We start from the raw sequence: 18,916 nt of genomic DNA, 5'->3' as shown, positions 1-18,916 counted from the left end.
TGCGGTTTCTACTGTTATTCTAAGAACATGAACTTCCGTTACAGATGTTTTCGCGCGGCTAATGAGAGACTTTATTACCACATTGCCAGGTATATAAGGATTGTCATTAGTCGCGAGAATGTAGTGAGAAGCTCGGATATTTATCGGCGTGAACTGCTGTCATAACAGCTGCGCGTCATACAAAAGGATATTACATTGCTTAATCCGACTATTCGTAAATTCCAATACGGCCAGCACACCGTTACGCTGGAAACCGGCATGATGGCTCGTCAGGCTACTGCCGCTGTTATGGTTAGCATGGACGATACTGCGGTATTCGTGACCGTTGTTGGCCAGAAAAAAGCTAAACCAGGTCAGAGTTTCTTCCCGCTGACGGTTAACTATCAGGAGCGTACTTACGCTGCTGGTCGTATCCCGGGCAGCTTCTTCCGTCGCGAAGGCCGTCCAAGCGAAGGCGAAACACTGACCTCACGTCTGATTGACCGCCCGATTCGCCCGCTGTTCCCGGACTCCTTCCTGAATGAAGTTCAGGTTATCGCGACTGTGGTTTCCCTGAACCCACAAGTTAACCCTGACATCGTTGCGATGATCGGTGCATCTGCTGCCCTGAGCCTGTCTGGTATTCCATTCAATGGCCCGATCGGTGCGGCACGCGTTGGTTATATCAACGACCAGTATGTTCTGAACCCAACCGCTGATGAGCTGAAAACAAGCCGTCTGGATCTGGTTGTGGCAGGTACTCAGGGCGCGGTTCTGATGGTTGAATCTGAAGCTGAAGTACTGAGTGAAGATCAGATGCTGGGCGCGGTCGTATTTGGCCACGAACAACAACAAATTGTTATCGACAACATCAACTCATTGGTTGCTGAAGCCGGTAAGCCAAAATGGGACTGGCAGCCAGAAGCCGTTAACGCTGAGCTGCATGCTCGTGTCGCTGCACTGTCTGAATCCCGTCTGGGTGATGCGTACCTGATCACCGAGAAGCAAGAACGTTACAACCAGATCAATGTCATCAAAGCTGACGTTGTTCAGGCTCTGCAAGCTGAAGACGAATCCCTGGATGCTGGCGAAATTTCTGACATCCTGGGCAGCATCGAGAAGAATGTGGTTCGTAGCCGTGTGCTGCGTGGCGAGCCGCGTATCGATGGTCGCGAAAAAGACATGATCCGTGGTCTGGATGTGCGTACTGGCGTTCTGCCACGTACCCATGGTTCTGCTCTGTTCACCCGTGGTGAAACTCAGGCGCTGGTGACTGCAACGCTGGGTACTGCCCGTGATGCACAGAACCTGGATGAGCTGATGGGCGAAAAAACTGACAGCTTCCTGTTCCATTACAACTTCCCTCCGTACTCAGTCGGTGAGACCGGGATGGTGGGCTCGCCAAAACGCCGTGAGATTGGCCATGGCCGTCTTGCTAAACGTGGCGTGCTGGCGATGATGCCAAAACCAGAAGACTTCCCGTACACCGTGCGTGTGGTTTCTGAAATCACTGAATCCAACGGTTCATCCTCAATGGCTTCTGTTTGCGGCGCATCTCTGGCCCTGATGGATGCAGGTGTTCCGATTAAGGCCGCTGTTGCCGGTATCGCAATGGGTCTGGTTAAAGAAGGCGAAAGCTTTATCGTTCTGTCCGACATTCTGGGTGACGAAGATCATCTGGGCGACATGGACTTTAAAGTGGCCGGTAGCCGCGACGGTATCACCGCGCTGCAGATGGACATTAAAATCGAAGGTATCACCCGCGAAATCATGCAGGTGGCTCTGAACCAGGCTAAGGGTGCGCGTCTGCATATCCTGGGCGTGATGGAACAGGCTATCAGCACTCCACGTGGCGATATCTCTCAGTTTGCTCCGCGTATTCACACCATCAAGATCAGCCCGGACAAAATTAAGGACGTGATCGGTAAAGGTGGTTCTGTGATCCGTGCGCTGACCGAAGAAACCGGCACCACGATCGAAATCGAAGATGACGGTACTGTGAAAATCGCAGCAACCGACGGCGAGAAAGCGAAATACGCTATTCGTCGTATCGAAGAGATCACTGCTGAAATCGAAGTGGGTCGTATCTATCAGGGTAAAGTGACCCGTATCGTAGACTTTGGCGCATTTGTTGCCATCGGCGGCGGTAAAGAAGGTCTGGTGCATATTTCTCAAATCGCTGACAAGCGTGTAGAGAAAGTGACTGATTACCTGCAGATGGGCCAGGAAGTTCCGGTTAAAGTTCTCGAAGTTGACCGTCAGGGTCGTGTGCGTCTGAGCATCAAAGAAGCTACCGCACCTACTCAGGACGAAACAACTGAGCAACCTGCAGCAGAATAATCTGTAACAGAAGTTTTACAGCTCCTTTCCATCTGGAAAGGAGCTGTTCGTCTCACGGACGCAGGACGCGTTTGTGTTAAGCAAGCGGATGACAGGATGTTCATCCAATGTTTGTCTCCGGGAGTAGAAATGAAGCCTTTCTTGCGCTGGTGTTATGTTGCGACAGCACTTATGTTGGCAGGATGCAGCAACCATGATTGGCGTAAAAATGAAGTTCTGGCGATTCCGTTGCAACCGACGTTGCAGCAGGAAGTCATCCTGGCACGCATGGAACAAATACTTGCCAGTCGGTCATTAACCGATGATGAGAGAGCACAGCTATTATATGAGCGCGGTGTGCTGTATGATAGTCTCGGGCTAAGAGCACTGGCGCGAAATGATTTTTCACAAGCGCTGTCTATTCGTCCTGATATGCCAGAAGTTTTTAACTACCTGGGGATTTACTTAACGCAGGCAGGCAATTTCGATGCTGCCTATGAAGCGTTTGATTCTGTACTAGAGCTTGATCCAACTTACAACTACGCGCGTTTGAACCGAGGTATCGCACTGTATTACGGTGGCCGATTCTCGTTAGCGCAGGATGATCTGCAGGCGTTTTATCGAGACGATCCAAATGATCCCTTCCGTTCGTTATGGCTTTATCTTGCGGAGCGAGAAATCAATCCGAAGGATGCCGAGGTAGCGCTTCAACAGCGTTATGACAAAGCGGACAGAGGGCAATGGGGATGGAATATCGTCGAATTCTACCTGGGCAAAATCAGCGAATCTACGCTGATGGAACGCCTCAAGGCAGAAGCAACGGATAACACTTCGCTCGCTGAGCATCTCAGTGAAACTGACTTCTATTTAGGTAAACATTACCTAAGTCTGGGGGACAAGAACAGCGCTGCGGCACTGTTCAAACTGACGGTAGCTAACAACGTTCATAACTTTGTTGAGCACCGCTATGCATTGTTGGAATTGGCGCTTTTGGGCCATGAGCAAGACGACCTATCAGAATCGGACCAGCAATAGCTGACGACACCAATCAGCCTTTTAAATCATGGTATTTACCATTTTTTAGCGCCTTTACGGGCGAGGGTTGCTTTGTTCGTTTTATAATCTAATTTGAGCCGGTTCACACTTTTCAATGAAAATGACTGAAAATTTTCTCGACGAGTTATGTAGACTGGCTGCCATTATTAATGAGGCACGTGTACATGACTACTGAGCTTGAAACCTCTTTTGCTGACCTGGGGCTGTCTGCTCCGATCATTTCTGCCCTGACTGATTTGGGCTACGAAAAACCTTCACCAATCCAGGCTGAGTGTATTCCTCACCTGTTAAATGGCCGCGACGTTCTGGGCATGGCTCAGACAGGTTCCGGTAAAACAGCCGCATTCTCTTTACCGCTGCTGCATAACATTGATGCTTCACTGAAAGCACCACAAATTCTTGTTCTGGCCCCGACCCGCGAACTGGCGGTTCAGGTTGCTGAAGCAATGACCGATTTTTCTAAACACATGCATGGCGTGAATGTGGTTGCCCTTTATGGCGGCCAGCGCTATGACGTCCAGTTGCGCGCTCTGCGTCAGGGACCACAAGTTGTTGTGGGTACTCCGGGTCGTCTGCTGGACCATCTGAAACGTGGCACGCTGAACCTCTCTAACCTGAGCGGCCTGGTGCTGGACGAAGCTGATGAAATGCTGCGTATGGGCTTCATCGAAGACGTCGAAACCATCATGGCGCAGATCCCGGCTGAACATCAGACCGCGTTGTTCTCTGCAACCATGCCAGAAGCTATCCGTCGTATTACCCGTCGCTTCATGAAAGATCCTCAGGAAGTGCGTATCCAGTCAAGCTTGACCACGCGCCCTGATATCAGCCAGAGCTACTGGTCTGTTTACGGTCTGCGTAAAAACGAAGCATTGGTACGTTTCCTGGAAGCAGAAGATTTTGATGCGGCGATTATCTTCGTACGTACCAAAAACGCGACGCTGGAAGTGGCTGAAGCACTTGAACGTAGCGGCTACAGCAGCGCTGCGCTGAACGGTGACATGAACCAGGCCCTGCGCGAGCAGACTCTGGAACGTCTGAAAGATGGCCGTCTGGACATTCTGATCGCAACCGACGTGGCAGCACGTGGTCTCGACGTAGAACGTATCAGCCTGGTGGTTAACTACGACATCCCGATGGACTCAGAATCTTACGTTCACCGTATCGGTCGTACCGGCCGTGCAGGCCGTGCAGGTCGCGCACTGTTGTTCGTTGAGAACCGTGAGCGTCGTCTGCTGCGTAACATTGAACGCACCATGAAGCTGACCATTCCGGAAGTTGAAATCCCAACTGCAGAAGTTCTGGGCGAGCGTCGTCTGGCTAAGTTTGCAGCGAAAGTTCAGCAACAACTGGAAAGTAGCGATCTGGATCAATACCGTGCGCTGCTGGCAAAACTGCAACCTGCAGAAGAGCTGGACGTTGAGACACTGGCTGCGGCACTGCTGAAAATGGCACAGGGTGAACGCCCTCTGATCGTTGCAGCGGATCCGGTCTTCAAAAGCCGCCCACCACGCCGTGAATTCGAAGAACGTGGCGACCGTGGTGATCGTCGTGACCGTCCGGCCCGCAGCAATGACCGCCCTGCACGTGATGGCGATAGCCCGCGTCGTGAGCGTCGTGACGCTGGCGAAATGGAGCTGTATCGTATCGAAGTGGGTCGTGACGATGGCGTTGAAGTTCGTCACATCGTTGGTGCTATCGCTAACGAAGGCGACATCAGCAGCCGTTACATCGGTAACATCAAACTGTTCGGTACGCACTCTACTATCGAATTGCCGAAAGGTATGCCGGGCGAGATCCTGTCTCACTTCACCCGTACACGTATCCTGAATAAACCGATGAACATGCAACTGATCGGTGATGCGGTGCCACAGGCTCCACGTCGTGATCGTCCGGCCGGTGCTGGCGGTGAGCGTCGTGGTAATGGTGCTCCGCGTCCGTTCAACGGTGAACGTCGTGAAGGTGGCCGTGGTAACGGTGCTCCACGTTCTTTCAGCGGTGACCGTCGTGAAGGTTCTGCAGCCGCAGGTGATCGTCGTCCGCCAAGCCGCGCACCACGTCGTACTTCTGACGCATAATCTGCTTTCAGTTCGCTGATTTTCAGATAATAAAAAACCAGCCTCCGGGCTGGTTTTTTTATGCCTGCGATTTACCTGACCTGTCAGCTGATGCGTTGCTCTTTGACCAGTTCACCCTGAAGTTGTGAAACAATCTCGAATGAATGCAGGCGTGCCTGATGATCAAAAATCTGGCCGTTGATCATCAGTTCATCGGCTTCAGTTTCCCGCAGAATATTTTGCAGCCCCTGACGCACACTTTCTTTATTGCCGACCACTGACATACGCAGCGCATTATCAACGCCAAAGCGTTCCTGAGCGGACCATAAGCTTTCGATGTTATCAACCGGCGCAGGGAGTTTACCCGGCATTCCACGGCGCAAATTGATGAACTGTTGCTGATTAGAGGTGAACATCCGGCGCGCTTCTTCATCCGTGTCGGCAGCAATGGCATTGATACATACCATGGCGTGGGGTTTCTCAAGTTGTGCAGAAGGCTGGAACTTGCTGCGGTAAATTGCTAATGCCTGATACAGCATGTCCGGTGCGAAATGTGAAGCGAAGGCGAAGGGCAGTCCGAGCGCCGCCGCCAGCTGGGCGCTGTAAAGGCTTGAGCCCAGTAACCAGATCGGCACATGCAAACCCTGGCCGGGCACGGCCTGGACAGGTTGCTGCGGCTGAACGTCACCGAAGTACATCTGCAACTCCTGCACATCCTGCGGGAAGTTGTCGATTTCACCGGAGAGATGGCGGCGCAGGGCAATCATGGTGCGCTGATCGGTGCCCGGCGCACGACCTAATCCCAGATCCACACGGTTCGGGTAGAGTGTAGCGAGCGTACCGAACTGCTCGGCAATCACCAGCGGTGAGTGGTTCGGCAGCATCACGCCGCCGGAACCCACGCGGATTGTTTTCGTCCCACCTGCAATATAACCCAGCAGCACAGAGGTTGCCGCACTGGCGATGCCGGTCATATTGTGGTGTTCCGCCATCCAGTAACGCTGGTAGCCCCATTTCTCGGCATGTTGTGCCAGTTCCAGTGAACACTGAAATGCGCGGGCAGGATCGGCGCCCTGCGGAACCGGTGCCAGATCGAGAACGGAAAGGGGGACGGTGTTTTTATCAGACATAATCGCAGCTCACTCTTGATTGAGGTGAGTGGAGAAAGTATTCACTCCGCTCATAATTAGAACGAGTATCACCCAATAGTAATAGATTGAATACGGCATTTGTGCCCTTAAATGCCATTTAAACATCCAAAAATATGATTGAATTAACCTAAACTATCATTTCAGCCAATATGTTGTTTTGAGTTAAAAATGCTCTGTTTATCCCGCTATGATTTCACTGATATCTGTATGTTCCGCCTGAAGAGATTGATGCAACAAAGGACAACAATATGGAAAGGATACCCAAAGCCGCTGATAAAAACAGGCAAACAAAAAGGATGTCGTACCGATGAGTAAACGAATTTTATTGACCCTGCTGCTGATTGCAGTAGCGGTTTCTCTGGCTGTGCTGTTCCGGGCGCACAATCAGGATCTGTTATTGCAGGGTGAAGTGGATGCACCGGAAGTCATTGTGGCCTCGAAAGCCAAAGGCCGGGTGACAGAACGTCATGTAGAACGCGGTGACGATGTCAAAGCCGGACAGCTATTGATTACCCTCGACAGCCCCGAATTAATGGCGCAGTTACGTGCGGCTGAAGCGGCGCGCGATCAGGCAAAAGCGCAGCTTGATCTTTCCGTTAACGGCACGCGTGAAGAAAGTATTCGCAATCTGAAAGCCACGCTGGCGCAGTCGCAGGCGGAATACATTAATGCACGGGACCTTTATAACCGTAATGCCAAAATGGCATCCAAAGGTTTCATTTCTGCGGCTGATTTGGAAGATTCCCGCCGCGCCCGCGACAGTGCTTATCAGCAGGTGCTGGTGGCCAAAGCCAACCTGGATGAAGGCGTCAACGGTGACCGCGTCGAGCAACGTGAAAGCTATGCCGCTCAGTTGCGCCAGGCGGAAGAAGACCTTCTGGAAGTGAAAGCGCAAACCGATGATTTATTAGTCAAAGCCCCGGTTGATGGTGAGGTCGGACCGATTCCTGTGGAGGTCGGCGAGTTGCAAAACGCCTCGAGCCCGTTACTGACGTTGGTTCGTCTGCCTGATGCGTATTTCGTGTTTAACCTGCGGGAGGATATCCTGGCGGGCGTGCGTAAAGGCGATAAAGTCCGGATACGCGTTCCCGCGCTGAATAACCAGATGATCGAAGCGGAAGTGCGTTACCTTGCTCCGCTTGGCGATTATGCGACCAAACGCGCCACGCGAGCGACCGGCGACTTTGATTTAAAAACTTTTGAAGTGCGTCTGTATCCCGCGAAACCTGTGCCCGGATTACGTCAGGGCATGAGCGCATTGTGGCAATGGCAAGCTCAATGAGGCCGGTCAAAGCGCCGCGCAGTGAAAGGGTAAAAGCCGCATGGCGCTGTTTCAGTCGGGCTTTTACCCGCGAGGTCCGGCATGCTTTCCGCAAGCCGGTGATCCACTGGTTGTGCTGGATTTTTCCTCTGCTGCTTTTCGGGCTTATCAGCAGTAACTTCTCGGAAGGTACATTGCTGGATTTACCGGTATCTGTGGTCGACAATGATCATAGTCCGCTATCCAAAATGCTGGTCCGCAAACTGGACGCCGGTTCTCACGCGCACGTGCAGGCTTTTGAAGGCGGTTTGCCGGAAGCTGAATACCGTCTGCGTACCGCGCAGGATTATGCGCTTTTGTATATTCCCAACGATTTTGAAGCCGATGTGCTGGCCGGAAAACAGCCCGGCACCGTCCTCTATTACAACGCATTATTCTACGGTGCCGGATTATATTCCACGCAAGATTTCAGCGGACTGATCACCGACCTTAATACCCGCTACCGTTCAATCATTGCGACAGAAATGGGGAAAACGCTGCCTTCGCTGGCAAGTGTAGATCTCTCGTACGGCAGCCTGTTTAACGCCAGTGGCAGCTACATTTATTATCAGCAATTTGCCGCGACCATCCATCTGCTGCAACTGTTTACTGTCACCTGCATGATTTACGTGATGGCGCGCAGCCAGGCATTACTCGGCGCACCTTCGTTCACACTGGCATTGCTTGGCAAACTCGCGCCATACACATTGTGTTTTACCACGTTGCTGATGGTGGAAATCGCCATGCTGGTCGGGTTTTTTGACGCCCGTGTCAGTGGTAATCCTTTGTATATGCTGCTGATCGGTTTTTTCTATGTGATCGCCGCACAAAGCCTCGGATTACTCCTTTTCACTTTCACTAAAACCACCATCACGGCTTACACCATGATGGGGATTTTCGTCAGTATTGCGCTGACTTTCTCGGGCATGGCGGTGCCGGTGCTGTCGATGCCGTTGCCAGCCCGTATCATTTCCGGTATTGAGCCGCTGAGTTATGCGCTGGCCGCCATGTTTGATGTTTTCCTGCGGGAAGTGTCAGTGCGCGGCATTCTGATGGTGTGTTGCATTCTGCTGATCTATCCGCTGCTGACCAGTTTGCTGGTGCGTAAACGCCTGTATATGCGAATGAAACAACAGGAACCAGGGCAATGACGGGTCGCGAATGGGGTAAAACCTGGTGGAAAACCTTCAGTAAAGTGCTGACCGGTTTGCTCGATAAACCGATGTGGATGATGTTACTGCTTTCACTGTGTGTGATGAGTCTGGTTTATGCCAACAGAACAGTGTGGGACTTGCCCGTCGCGGTGATCGACCAGGATCACAGTACGGCCAGCCGCATGCTGTCCCGCCAGCTTGATGCGGGGTCGAAAATTGCCACCGTCGCGTATGACAATCTGGCTGACGCGGAACACGATCTGGCGCTGCGAAAACTGTTCGCAGTGATCATCATGCCGGTCGATCTGGAGAAGAAGATCCTCGCCGGACAAAATATTGTGATCCCGGTGTATGGTGATGCCACCAACCGGCTGGCAAACGGGCAGATTCAACAGGATGTGCTGTCGGCGTATCAGTCGATCCTGACGCAGTACAACACAGATTTGCTGCTCAGCAACGGTTTCAGTGAGCGTCAGGCCAGCGTGGTGCTTTCGCCGATCCTGGGCCAGTCATCTGATCTGTTTAACCCCGGCATCAGTTTTGCCGCCATTATTTTTCCAGGTTTACTGGTGATGCTTTTGCAGCACTCATTACTGATAGCCAGTGTGCGCGTCAGTATTGTGCTCAACAGCGGGCCTTCCGGGAAATCATCGATCCCGGCGTTTCTGGGGGGAATTTCAGCCTTGATTCCGGTCTGGCTTTTTCTGTCGATTGTATTGTTCGTATTGTGGCCCTGGGTATTGGGTTACCGGCAAACGGCAACCATTCCTGAGATTTTGCTGCTGACGTTTCCGTTCCTGATGGCGGTATTAGGTTTAGGGAAACTGGTGACGGAATGTCTGCGCAGCGTGGAGCTGATTTACCTGACGCTGGCGTTTCTGACTACGCCGGTCTTCTATATATCAGGTACCATCTGGCCGTTGCAGGCGATGCCCGCATGGGTTCGGGCGATTTCTTCCATGCTCCCTTCAACGTGGGCGACCAAAGCCATTGCCGGTGTGAATCAGATGGGATTGCCGTTTAAAGACGTGGGTGGCGACATTATGATGCTGCTGATCCTGTGCGTGTTTTACACTTTCATTGGCATTGCCGTGGGCATGTTGCGTGATGGCGTCCGGCTGCGCGCGATGTTCCGGCCGAAGCCTCCGCACTCATAAAAAAGGGATATGGCGCAGTGGTCATATCCCTTCTTAGTGTTGTTTGTCTTTGGTTACTGGCGCAGTTCCAGCCCGGCGACACGCTGCCAGTAGCCATTACAGTCGGCTTTATCGGTAAGTGTCAGCGGATACAGTCCGCGTTCGTTGGTGCGAAACGCTTCAAGCGTGGCGAGTGTGTCCATGGTTTCCGGCGACAGACGCACAATGTCTACCAGCCCCTGCATTGACATAAGTTCGTTACCCAGGTTATAGCAATAGCCGCTTTGCGTCTGAATGCCGTTGAGCACGAACACCTGCTGATTTTCCTGAGACAGCATTTTACGGCCCTGCGGATAACTGATGCAGCAGGTTTCACATTCATCCTTCGCCCGGTTTTCTGAACGTGCAGTAAAACAGCGCGCCGAATACGCCAGTGGCAGATGCCCGTAGGACAGCACTTCTACGTCAAATTTATCGCGAATGCCCAAAGCCTGGCATTGGTTGAGCAGATTCACCAGCCAGTCACGGGAAAGCTCGACGGGCATACACCAGCGCACCATGCCCTGTTTATGCAGCAATTTCAGCGTGACCGCGTTGTAGCAATTCAGCGCATGGCCGGCGACAAATGGCAGATTGCGTTCCGCCGCCATATTCACCGCGCCGAAATCATTGGCTTCGAGCAAAAATTCACCGTTCTCCACATAGCGTTTCAGTTCATTGAGCTCTGACGGTGCCTGCAACAACGCCAGCGTGGAAATCACCACCTGTTTACCCGTTGCAGCCAGCTGACGCGCGATCTCCAGCCAGTCGTTCACTTTCATTTCCCGGCGTTTGGCACACACATTTTCGCCGAGGTAAATCACATCCGCGCTGCTGGTCGCCGCAGCCTGATAAAAGTCTTCCACCTGTGCTTTCGGCCAGTAATAAAGGAGGGGGCCTAAAGAATATTTCATCATCGTCTCTTCAGTTACTGCCACTTGCGGTGATAGGCACCCAGCGTCGTTTGTGTGCCCTCAGACATGGAGCCCAGCGTGTTCATCCAGGCTTCCTCGGTTTTAAAGTTTTGCGGATCAGCCATGCAGCGGTCGATGGCCGCACGCCATACGCGTGCGACCTGGCTGACATACGCCGGGCTGCGCTGACGCCCCTCAATTTTCACTGACGCAATATTGGCGGCGAACAGTTCCGGTAATAATTCCAACGTGTTTAAACTGGTCGGTTCTTCCAGCGCATGGTATTTCGTGCCATCCACCAGATAACGGCCTTTACACAGAGTCGGATAACCGGCGTTTTCGCCTTCGTCATAACGGTCGATCAGCACATCATTCAGACGTGATTCCATGCCCTGCGTGGTCTGTTGCCAGCGTACGAACCGCGCCGGAGAACAGGCACCCACGGTATTGGGCGATTCGCCGGTCAGATAGGACGAAAGATAGCAGCGGCCTTCGGCCATAATGCACAGGCTGCCGAACGCGAACACTTCCAGCGGCACAACGGTAGTACGGGAAAGCTGACGCACCTGATGCATGGAAAGCACACGCGGCAATACCACGCGGGCAACATCAAAGTTGCGTTTATAGAAACGAATGGCTTCGTCGTTGGTGGCGGAAGCCTGCACCGATACATGGCGTTCAACATGAGGATATTTATTCGCCGCGTAATCCAGCATCGCCAGATCAGCCAGGATCAGCGCATCTGCGCCGAGTTGTGCCGCCATATCTACCGCGCGTTCCCAGCGCTGATAACCGTCAGGATGGGCAAATGTATTGATAGCAATATGCAGTTTACGACGGTGGCGGTGAACGTAACTGGCGGCTTCCTGCAGCTTTTTTTCCGTAAAATTCAGGCCGGCGAAATGGCGCGCATTCGTGTCATCTTTCAGACCGATATAAACCGCATCCGCGCCATTGTCGATCGCCGCTTTCAGCGCAGGTAAATTTCCTGCCGGGCAAAGTAGCTCCATTCTCGTTCCTTACTGCAACCGGTCAGCCAGAGCTGAACAGTTGGGGGTGATGAAAAGCCAGTTGCCGACGTCATTCATTCATCAGTCAGGGCTTTGATTGGCGAACTATTTTAGAGAATGCAGGGATGCAATATTTTGATTTGAGGCAGTTTCTGCGGCTTTGAAGGGCTTACCGCCCCCGGGGAGGTTGTACGTGGCGTTTTTCTGTTGCAGTATTTATTGATATAGACCGCTGAACGTTACCGGCAATGTGTCAAAATAGGCCGCATAACCGCCTTAAAACTTGTCGAAAAGTTACCGAGAGGAGTAGTGCCAGTGTTGCAAAAACTACGTGCACGTTTGGTTCGTCAGGGACCCACCCTGTTGAGTGTGCCTTTGAAATTCACGCCATTTGCATTACAACGTCAGGTTCTGCAACAGGTGCTGAGCTGGCAGCTTCGTCAGGCACTGGCTGATGGCGAACTGGATTTCCTCGAAAACCGATGGCTGAAAATTGATGTCAGCGATCTGAACCTGAGCTGGCTGATGTCGGTGGGCGAAGGTAAGCTGATGATCGCTGAACACGGCGAGGCGGATGTCAGCTTCAGCGCAAACGCTAACGACCTGATCCTGATTGCCGCCCGTAAAGAAGATCCTGATACGCTGTTCTTCCAGCGCCGTCTGCGCATTGAAGGCGATACGGAGCTCGGTCTGTATGTGAAAAATCTGATGGATTCTATCGATCTTGATACCATGCCGCTGTTGCTGAAAAACGGCCTGCTGCGTCTGGCCGGTTTTGTCGAAGCGGGACTGCAAGAGGACCGCGGGTCAAAAACTCCGGTAGCTGAGCCATGTTAATCCGTACTGAAATTCCGGTCGATGCTGCGGGCATAGACCGTCTGCTGCGCGCCTCATTTCCGACTGGCGCAGAAGCTGATCTGGTGCAGGAGTTGCGTGAAGATGGTCTCCTGACGCTTGGCGTGGTCGCGACCGACGATGAAGGGGGTGTCGTGGGGTATGTGGCATTCTGTCCGGTGGATATTCAGGGCGAAGACCGTAACTGGGTGGCGCTGGCACCGCTGGCGGTAGAGCACTCTCTGCGTGGTCAGGGACTGGGCGAAAAACTGGTGTACGAAGGGTTAGATTCCCTGAATGAATTTGGTTATGCCGCCGTCGTGGTATTAGGTGACCCTGCGTATTACAAGCGTTTCGGTTTTCAACCTGCGGCTGCTCACGGCCTGCATTGCCGCTGGACAGATACTGAAACCATGTTCCAGCTGTTTACTTTGGCAGACGATGCGCTGTCCGACGCCAGCGGTGAAGTGGTCTTCCCGTCAGCGTTTAATCGCTTCTGATGACAGTCAGAGGGCACAGAGGCCGGTTTCCCGGCCTTTTTTATTTTCCGCTTTCCGCGAATCCCAGATAATTTTCCAGGCATTCCGGCGCGTTTGTCACCAGCAGCTCTTTCTGTGCCTTACTCAGTTTTTTGACTTTTATTTCCAGCTTTGATGCCCGCGAGCGGTCACCTGCCTGGCACTGAAATGCCAACGCTAATTCTCCTTTCCCACGCAATGATTTCGCTCCTTTACCACACTGATGCTGGGCGAGACGCCGCGTCACGTCTGTCGTGATGCCGGTATAGAGCATCCCGGTTGGCGTTCTCAACATATATAAAAACCAGTTGGCGGTGACGGGCATAAGCTTAGGTATGGGAAAGGAAAAGGTCGTGTCAGTTTACCCGAAAGGCACAACAGAGTGAGGCAAAACATCGTCATACAGCGTTAAACTGTGAAAAATGAAGATGAGGATTGGCGATGAATAACCCTGATGATCTGCAACATATCCTGAAATTTTTGAAAAAGAACCATGTATTGGCGCTGTGCGCTACTGTTGACGGCGAAATGTGGAGCGCTAATTGCTTTTATGTTACCGATGAGGGCAGCATGACGCTCTATTTCATGACAGAACTCAAAACTCTTCATGGCTCGCTGATGTCCCGATCGCCACACATTGTGGGAACGATTGCGCCACCTCCGAAATCCATCGCGCTAATTAAAGGCATTCAGTATCGTGGGGAAGCTACCGTTCTCGATGGTGAAGAAGAAAGCCGTGCGCGCAGTCAGTATTGTAAACGTTTCCCTGTCGCCATCGCGATGAAAGCGCCGGTCTGGGCACTGAGGCTCAGCCACATTAAAATGACAGATAATGCGTTGGGATTTGGTAAGAAACTTGTATGGGACAGAGAAGAGACACGGTGATTTGCCCCTCTGTGCAGAGGGGCGGCGGGTTTATTCTGCCAGAATCTTCAGTGATTCACGGTTAAAAGCGGGCAGATCATCCGGCGTCCGGCTGGTAACCAGCGTGTTGTTGTCGACCACCACTTCTTTGTCATAAAACTCGGCACCCGCATTTTTCACGTCCACGACCACCGGTTTCACCGTGGTGAGTTTGCGTCCCCGAACGACATCGGCATTAATCAGCAATTGCGGCCCGTGACAGATGGCGAAAATCGGTTTGCCGCTATTGGCGAACTCCCGGGTAAATTCGACAAACCGGTCATCTCCGCGCAGGGTATCCGGCGAATGTCCGCCGGGCAGCAGCAGGGCGTCAAACTCAGCGACGTTCACATCATCAATTGATTTATCAATGGTAACGGAAGCTTTCCCCTGCTTGCCTTTAATGACGTTACCCGCTTTGTTCTCAATGGTGATGACCTGATGTCCAGCCTCGCGATAAGCCCCGGCGGGTGAAGTGAATTCAGAATCCTCAAATTCATCAGTGATGAGTACCGCTATCTTCTTGCTCATGGTTCCTCCTGCTGAGAATGTGTTTTTTGACTTACCCCCATAATCCTAGAAGCCAGGGACGGACTGATCAAACTGGATTCCTCCGAGTCTGGTCAGGTAACAGGAACTGTCTTATAGCGTGATATTCACATTCAGGTAACACTTCGATCCTCTGTGTCTGTATGCCGTGATTTAAAAGGAAGTGATATGGCAAAAGTTCTTCTGCTGGGTGGGAGTGGTCTGATCGGGAGGGAGCTTTTACGCCTGCTGCAGTTGGATCCGCGTGTCAGCCGTATTGTTGCGCCGAGTCGCCGTCCGTTGCCACCGGGCAATAAACTGATCAATCCGCTGGGCACGAATCTGACCTCACTGGTTGTTGCACTTGATGAACCGATTGATTTGCTGTTCTGCTGTCTGGGTACCACACGTAAACAGGCGGGAAGTGCACAGGCATTTCGGGCCGTGGATTACGATCTGGTGGTCGATTGCGCCAAAGCGGCACGGGAACTGGGTGCCCGCCATTGTCTGGCTGTCAGCGCACACGGCGCGGATGCGCATTCGTGTTTCCTCTACAACCGCACCAAAGGTGAAATGGAACTGGCGCTGATGCAACAGGGCTGGCCACTGCTCACGCTGGTCAGACCGTCGCTGCTGGTAGGCCGGCGTCATCCGCCGCGCCTGCTCGAGCAACTGAGCGCGCCATTATTCAAAATGCTGCCAGGGAAATGGAAAGCCGTGGAGTCTGACATCGTGGCAAAAGCTTTGCTGGAACAGGCGTTTAACGCCGGGTTGGGGGGAATCACCGTGCTGGATTCCGATCAGATTGCTGCCAGCGTTGAAGAACTTTAATGCACAGGGATCCGCTTCAGCGGATCCCTGTGATAAGCTGACAGGCAAAAAATGCGAATTTTCTGCCTGTCAAACCCTGAGCCCGCTCCCCACCTTCTCTACAGATATTTTTCCGCAAACACAGCCAGATCTCTGAAGTCCGGCATCCTTTCTTTCAGTGTTTCATGATCCCAGTTCCACCACTGACTTTTCTCGATCCGTTCGATCATACTGTCGTCAAACCGCATGCCGATCTTTTTAGCCGCCACGCCTGCGACGATAGAGTATGGCTCGACGTCTTTGGTCACTACGGCTGACGTACCAATGACCGCGCCATTACCGACTTTCACGCCGGGCATCAGCACCGCGTTATGACCAATCCATACATCATTACCCACGGTGACGTGATGTTCACGTCGCCAGTCGAAAAATGCCTGATCGTCCTCACCCAGCCCGTATGCCGAACTGCGGTAGGTAAAATGGTGCTGAGCCACGCGCTGATAAGTCGGATGGTTACCAGGATTGATCCGTACATAGGTGGCGATCGATACAAATTTGCCGATCGTTGCATAGAAGATCTGATTATTCCCGGCGGTATAGGAGTAATCGCCGATCTGCGTTTCTTCAATAATCGCATTATCGGCAATATGTACATATTGTCCGAGCTGCGATCCGTCCAGCTCGACCTGCTGACCAATTTTAGGTCGGGCATAATCCTGTTCATCAGCCAGCGAAAAGGGAGAAATGATGTCTGTCATAGGATCCTTCATTGTGAAGTTACGGGATAAACAGGCGTACTGACCGGCAGAGACAGGATCGCCAGCAGATGCTGTAAGGTTTCCTGCAATGCACCGTCGTTGTTCAGCAGATGGCACTCTGCGGGCAGCGTGCTGGCATATTCTCTGGCACGTTGCAGACGGCGGGCAATTTGCGCCACATCCTCACGTCCGCGCTGCGAAAGTCGTGAGGCCAGCACAGGATCCGATACCTGCAAACACACCGGGAGCAGGCGCTGGCCGTAACGCTGACGGGCTTGTTCCAGATGAGCACGCGAGCCGTTCATCACCACATGACAGCCCAACTGCATCCAATGGTCGATCTCAATGCCCACACCATACCGGCACTGGTGTGCGACCCATTCCAGCGCGAACAATCCCTGCTGACGGCGTTGCATAAATTCAGCTTCGCTCAATGCAATATGATTTTCCGAACCGGCGTCTGCGGGGCGCGTAATATAACGATGCGCCACCGTGACATTGTCCGGTAAATGTTGACGCAGGGCATCCAGCAAACTGTCTTTTCCCGAGCCAGAAGCGCCCATCAGATAGAGTAAACGACTCATTTCATCTCCTTAGACTCTCATCCCCTCAGAACACCTGAATGCCCTGACGCCAGACGTTTTGCACGTAATGATGATCGCCATGCGCGCGTGCCAGCACCAGATCCGCGCGCTTGCCTTCGGCTATTTCACCGCGATCTTTCAGGCCCAGGGCATTGGCCGGATTACGTGTTACCAGTTTCACCGCCTGCGGCAGGCTGAAAGCGTTATTTTCATCACCGGCAATGCGGAAAACAGCATCGAGCAGGCTGGCGGGATAGTAATCAGAAGAGAGAATATCCAGCAGACCGAGCGAGGCCAGATGATGCGCCGGGACATTGCCGGAATGGGACCCCCCGCGCACAATATTTGGCGCACCCATCAGCACCTGCAAACCGTTGGCGTGCGAGGCGCGTGCGGCCTCTTCAGTGGTCGGGAATTCGGCAATCACGCTGCCGAGTGCCAGCGATTCTTCAACATGCGCGGCCGTCGCGTCGTCGTGGCTGGCCAGTGAAATATTGCGTGCCCGGCAGTGCGCGGCAATGGCTTCACGGTTTGGCTGTGCCCAGCGGCGCGAGAGGGCGATTTGCTCTTCCTGATAGTCGTCCATCTGCTGGTCGTTAAGGTGGTACTTGCCCTGATAATACTCACGGTATTTCTGCGGCGTGGCGAACTGGCGCTGGCCCGGTGAATGATCCATCAGCGAAACCAGTGACAGTATTGACGTATCCATCAGCTTTTCGAACAACGGCAAGGTGGTTTCATGCGGCAGTTCGCAGCGCAGATGCAACCGGTGTTCGGCGCGGTTTAGTCCGGCATTCTGACTGTTGATGATAGCGTCGATCATCTTTTGCAGATTATCCAGACGATGTCCGCCGTCGCGCACATCACCGACAGCGACGGCGTCCAGCACCGTGGTGATGCCGCTGGCGACCATCAGGGCATCATGACTGCTCATAGCCGAATGCGCCGGCCAGTCAACTTTCGGGCGCGGCGTGAAAAATTTATCCAGATTGTCGGTGTGCAGCTCGATTAAACCCGGCAGCAACCAGCCGCCCTGCGCATCCAGCGCCTGTGGCAACTGACTGCAGCTGTCTGCGAAGGCGCTGATCACGCCGTTTTTCATCTCAAGCGATCCTTCAACAACCTGATCGTCGAGTACCAGTCTGACGTTATTGATGATCATACGGACATCTCCGGCGCGGTTTCGGGGCTCATTTCATACAAACGGTCGGCAACACGTTGGCGCACATCCTCGTCATGGAAAATCCCGACGACCGCCGCACCGCGTGCTTTGGCCTGCTCAATCAGCGTAACCACGGCGGCGCGGTTAACCGCATCCAGTGAGGCGGTAGGTTCATCGAGCAACAGCACCGGATAATCGACCACAAAACCACGGGCGATATTCACGCGCTGTTGTTCGCCACCGGAAAACGTTGAAGGCGCAAGATGCCACAGGCGTTCCGGTACGTTCAGATGGTGCAGCAATACGCTGGCGCGTGATTCACTCTGCGCTTTATCCACACCCAGTTCGAGCAGCGGCTGCATCACCAGATTCAGCGCGCTGATACGCGGAATAACCCGCAAAAACTGGCTGACCCAGCCGACGGTATGACGGCGAACCGCCAGAATCTCGCGCGCTTCGGCGCTGACGATGTCGATTTGCTGACCCTGATGCTCCACCCAGATGGTGCCGCTGTCCGGCAAATAGTTGCCGTATAAGGAGCGCAAAAGGGTGGATTTTCCGCTACCGGACTGGCCATGCAGCACCACACATTCCCCGGCATTGACCGTCAGACTGGCGTGACTGAACACCGGTAATCGGGCACTGTTCTGGTTATGCAGCACGAAAGTTTTACTGAGATTTTCGACCCTGAGCTTCGTCGTCAT

At 53.1% G+C, this 18,916-nt stretch carries 20 protein-coding genes; 11 read left to right on the top strand and 9 right to left on the bottom strand.

Going from position 1 to position 18,916, the window contains the following annotated elements:
- The first annotated feature begins 195 nt into the window (after positions 1–195).
- From pnp to ACOZIO_RS16590, 4 genes are all read left to right on the top strand, one after another.
- Entirely contained in the window at positions 196–2,319 is a 2,124-nt protein-coding gene (pnp, locus tag ACOZIO_RS16605) for a polyribonucleotide nucleotidyltransferase (protein WP_129954343.1), read from the top strand.
- Between the two features lie 129 nt (positions 2,320–2,448).
- Positions 2,449–3,333 carry a lipoprotein NlpI gene (gene nlpI / locus ACOZIO_RS16600; protein WP_129954345.1) on the top strand — a complete coding sequence of 295 codons (885 nt, stop codon included), beginning with the start codon at positions 2,449–2,451 and terminating at the stop codon, positions 3,331–3,333.
- Between the two features lie 115 nt (positions 3,334–3,448).
- Positions 3,449–3,529 carry a protein YrbN gene (gene yrbN, locus ACOZIO_RS16595; RefSeq protein ID WP_096335046.1) on the top strand — a complete coding sequence of 27 codons (81 nt, stop codon included), beginning with the start codon at positions 3,449–3,451 and terminating at the stop codon, positions 3,527–3,529.
- On the top strand, positions 3,519–5,432 hold the full coding sequence (locus ACOZIO_RS16590; RefSeq protein WP_129954347.1) for a DEAD/DEAH family ATP-dependent RNA helicase: 1,914 nt from the start codon (positions 3,519–3,521) through the stop codon (positions 5,430–5,432). The genes yrbN and ACOZIO_RS16590 overlap by 11 nt, the downstream gene beginning before the upstream one ends.
- Before the next feature lie 83 nt (positions 5,433–5,515).
- On the opposite strand, the gene ACOZIO_RS16585 is transcribed toward ACOZIO_RS16590, so the two are convergent.
- Positions 5,516–6,541 (bottom strand): luciferase-like monooxygenase, encoded by a 1,026-nt coding sequence (locus ACOZIO_RS16585; RefSeq protein ID WP_129954349.1) that lies wholly within the window; start codon positions 6,539–6,541, stop codon positions 5,516–5,518.
- Between the two features lie 328 nt (positions 6,542–6,869).
- On the opposite strand from ACOZIO_RS16585, the gene ACOZIO_RS16580 reads away from it, so the two are divergent.
- The 3 genes from ACOZIO_RS16580 to ACOZIO_RS16570 are packed head-to-tail and all read left to right on the top strand — an operon-like array spanning position 6,870 to position 10,173.
- Entirely contained in the window at positions 6,870–7,844 is a 975-nt protein-coding gene (locus ACOZIO_RS16580) for an HlyD family secretion protein (protein ID WP_129954351.1), read from the top strand.
- Positions 7,841–9,013: an ABC transporter permease gene (locus ACOZIO_RS16575; protein ID WP_421595531.1), complete on the top strand. Its 1,173-nt coding sequence runs from the start codon at positions 7,841–7,843 to the stop codon at positions 9,011–9,013. The genes ACOZIO_RS16580 and ACOZIO_RS16575 overlap by 4 nt, the downstream gene beginning before the upstream one ends.
- Positions 9,010–10,173, top strand: a complete 1,164-nt coding sequence (locus tag ACOZIO_RS16570) for an ABC transporter permease (RefSeq protein WP_129954353.1) — start codon at positions 9,010–9,012, stop codon at positions 10,171–10,173. The genes ACOZIO_RS16575 and ACOZIO_RS16570 overlap by 4 nt, the downstream gene beginning before the upstream one ends.
- A 53-nt stretch (positions 10,174–10,226) precedes the next feature.
- Here ACOZIO_RS16570 and ACOZIO_RS16565 read toward each other — a convergent pair whose 3' ends face one another.
- Both ACOZIO_RS16565 and ubiU read right to left on the bottom strand, forming a co-directional pair.
- Complete coding sequence (locus ACOZIO_RS16565) at positions 10,227–11,105, bottom strand: U32 family peptidase (RefSeq protein ID WP_129954625.1); 879 nt, start codon at positions 11,103–11,105, stop codon at positions 10,227–10,229.
- 14 nt (positions 11,106–11,119) lie between these two features.
- A complete protein-coding gene (ubiU, locus tag ACOZIO_RS16560) occupies positions 11,120–12,115 on the bottom strand; it encodes a ubiquinone anaerobic biosynthesis protein UbiU (RefSeq protein ID WP_129991634.1) in 996 nt (331 codons plus the stop codon).
- A 315-nt stretch (positions 12,116–12,430) separates the two neighbouring features.
- Between ubiU and ubiT the strand changes: the two genes are divergently transcribed.
- Positions 12,431–12,952 carry a ubiquinone anaerobic biosynthesis accessory factor UbiT gene (gene ubiT, locus ACOZIO_RS16555; protein WP_129954357.1) on the top strand — a complete coding sequence of 174 codons (522 nt, stop codon included), beginning with the start codon at positions 12,431–12,433 and terminating at the stop codon, positions 12,950–12,952.
- Positions 12,946–13,449 (top strand): GNAT family N-acetyltransferase, encoded by a 504-nt coding sequence (locus ACOZIO_RS16550; protein WP_129954359.1) that lies wholly within the window; start codon positions 12,946–12,948, stop codon positions 13,447–13,449. The genes ubiT and ACOZIO_RS16550 overlap by 7 nt, the downstream gene beginning before the upstream one ends.
- A 40-nt stretch (positions 13,450–13,489) precedes the next feature.
- Here ACOZIO_RS16550 and ACOZIO_RS16545 read toward each other — a convergent pair whose 3' ends face one another.
- A complete protein-coding gene (locus tag ACOZIO_RS16545; RefSeq protein WP_129954361.1) occupies positions 13,490–13,792 on the bottom strand; it encodes a GIY-YIG nuclease family protein in 303 nt (100 codons plus the stop codon).
- Between the two features lie 116 nt (positions 13,793–13,908).
- Here ACOZIO_RS16545 and ACOZIO_RS16540 point away from each other — a divergent pair, with 116 nt between their 5' ends.
- Entirely contained in the window at positions 13,909–14,352 is a 444-nt protein-coding gene (locus ACOZIO_RS16540) for a YhbP family protein (protein WP_421595513.1), read from the top strand.
- A gap of 30 nt (positions 14,353–14,382) precedes the next feature.
- On the opposite strand, the gene ACOZIO_RS16535 is transcribed toward ACOZIO_RS16540, so the two are convergent.
- Positions 14,383–14,901: a type 1 glutamine amidotransferase domain-containing protein gene (locus ACOZIO_RS16535; RefSeq protein WP_129954365.1), complete on the bottom strand. Its 519-nt coding sequence runs from the start codon at positions 14,899–14,901 to the stop codon at positions 14,383–14,385.
- 186 nt (positions 14,902–15,087) lie between these two features.
- Here ACOZIO_RS16535 and ACOZIO_RS16530 point away from each other — a divergent pair, with 186 nt between their 5' ends.
- Positions 15,088–15,729 carry a hypothetical protein gene (locus tag ACOZIO_RS16530; protein ID WP_217138271.1) on the top strand — a complete coding sequence of 214 codons (642 nt, stop codon included), beginning with the start codon at positions 15,088–15,090 and terminating at the stop codon, positions 15,727–15,729.
- A 98-nt stretch (positions 15,730–15,827) separates the two neighbouring features.
- Here the strand turns inward: ACOZIO_RS16530 and ACOZIO_RS16525 are convergent, their stop codons facing one another.
- From ACOZIO_RS16525 to phnL, 4 genes are read right to left on the bottom strand one after another with little or no spacing between them, the layout of a single operon-like run.
- A complete protein-coding gene (locus ACOZIO_RS16525; RefSeq protein ID WP_421595512.1) occupies positions 15,828–16,466 on the bottom strand; it encodes an acetyltransferase in 639 nt (212 codons plus the stop codon).
- Positions 16,467–16,474: 8 nt separating this feature from the next.
- The gene (phnN, locus tag ACOZIO_RS16520; RefSeq protein WP_421595511.1) at positions 16,475–17,050 is read right to left on the bottom strand and encodes a ribose 1,5-bisphosphokinase; all 576 of its coding nucleotides are present in this window, start codon (positions 17,048–17,050) and stop codon (positions 16,475–16,477) included.
- Between the two features lie 25 nt (positions 17,051–17,075).
- Positions 17,076–18,212: an alpha-D-ribose 1-methylphosphonate 5-triphosphate diphosphatase gene (gene phnM / locus ACOZIO_RS16515; RefSeq protein ID WP_129954373.1), complete on the bottom strand. Its 1,137-nt coding sequence runs from the start codon at positions 18,210–18,212 to the stop codon at positions 17,076–17,078.
- Positions 18,209–18,916: a phosphonate C-P lyase system protein PhnL gene (phnL, locus tag ACOZIO_RS16510; RefSeq protein WP_129954375.1), complete on the bottom strand. Its 708-nt coding sequence runs from the start codon at positions 18,914–18,916 to the stop codon at positions 18,209–18,211. The genes phnM and phnL overlap by 4 nt, the downstream gene beginning before the upstream one ends.

It is taken from the genome of Rahnella sp. PD4, assembly GCF_049199325.1.
In the GTDB taxonomy this organism is placed as follows: Bacteria; Pseudomonadota; Gammaproteobacteria; order Enterobacterales; family Enterobacteriaceae; genus Rahnella; species Rahnella perminowiae.
Note: the sequence above shows the minus strand (reverse complement) of the source record. Positions and strands in the feature narration are given on the sequence as shown.

What these genes read in the sequence shown, in the direction of transcription:
- ACOZIO_RS16535 (WP_129954365.1), bottom strand. Translation starts at nt 14,901, where the DNA reads ATGAGCAAGAAGATAGCGGTACTCATCACTGATGAATTTGAGGATTCT.
- ACOZIO_RS16565 (WP_129954625.1), bottom strand. Translation starts at nt 11,105, where the DNA reads ATGAAATATTCTTTAGGCCCCCTCCTTTATTACTGGCCGAAAGCACAG.
- ACOZIO_RS16575 (WP_421595531.1), top strand. Translation starts at nt 7,841, where the DNA reads ATGAGGCCGGTCAAAGCGCCGCGCAGTGAAAGGGTAAAAGCCGCATGG.
- ACOZIO_RS16550 (WP_129954359.1), top strand. Translation starts at nt 12,946, where the DNA reads ATGTTAATCCGTACTGAAATTCCGGTCGATGCTGCGGGCATAGACCGT.
- ACOZIO_RS16545 (WP_129954361.1), bottom strand. Translation starts at nt 13,792, where the DNA reads ATGCCCGTCACCGCCAACTGGTTTTTATATATGTTGAGAACGCCAACC.
- ACOZIO_RS16580 (WP_129954351.1), top strand. Translation starts at nt 6,870, where the DNA reads ATGAGTAAACGAATTTTATTGACCCTGCTGCTGATTGCAGTAGCGGTT.
- ACOZIO_RS16585 (WP_129954349.1), bottom strand. Translation starts at nt 6,541, where the DNA reads ATGTCTGATAAAAACACCGTCCCCCTTTCCGTTCTCGATCTGGCACCG.
- ubiU (WP_129991634.1), bottom strand. Translation starts at nt 12,115, where the DNA reads ATGGAGCTACTTTGCCCGGCAGGAAATTTACCTGCGCTGAAAGCGGCG.
- phnM (WP_129954373.1), bottom strand. Translation starts at nt 18,212, where the DNA reads ATGATCATCAATAACGTCAGACTGGTACTCGACGATCAGGTTGTTGAA.
- ACOZIO_RS16540 (WP_421595513.1), top strand. Translation starts at nt 13,909, where the DNA reads ATGAATAACCCTGATGATCTGCAACATATCCTGAAATTTTTGAAAAAG.
- ACOZIO_RS16590 (WP_129954347.1), top strand. Translation starts at nt 3,519, where the DNA reads ATGACTACTGAGCTTGAAACCTCTTTTGCTGACCTGGGGCTGTCTGCT.
- ACOZIO_RS16570 (WP_129954353.1), top strand. Translation starts at nt 9,010, where the DNA reads ATGACGGGTCGCGAATGGGGTAAAACCTGGTGGAAAACCTTCAGTAAA.
- phnN (WP_421595511.1), bottom strand. Translation starts at nt 17,050, where the DNA reads ATGAGTCGTTTACTCTATCTGATGGGCGCTTCTGGCTCGGGAAAAGAC.
- ACOZIO_RS16525 (WP_421595512.1), bottom strand. Translation starts at nt 16,466, where the DNA reads ATGACAGACATCATTTCTCCCTTTTCGCTGGCTGATGAACAGGATTAT.
- phnL (WP_129954375.1), bottom strand. Translation starts at nt 18,916, where the DNA reads ATGACGACGAAGCTCAGGGTCGAAAATCTCAGTAAAACTTTCGTGCTG.
- yrbN (WP_096335046.1), top strand. Translation starts at nt 3,449, where the DNA reads ATGAAAATGACTGAAAATTTTCTCGACGAGTTATGTAGACTGGCTGCC.
- ACOZIO_RS16530 (WP_217138271.1), top strand. Translation starts at nt 15,088, where the DNA reads ATGGCAAAAGTTCTTCTGCTGGGTGGGAGTGGTCTGATCGGGAGGGAG.
- nlpI (WP_129954345.1), top strand. Translation starts at nt 2,449, where the DNA reads ATGAAGCCTTTCTTGCGCTGGTGTTATGTTGCGACAGCACTTATGTTG.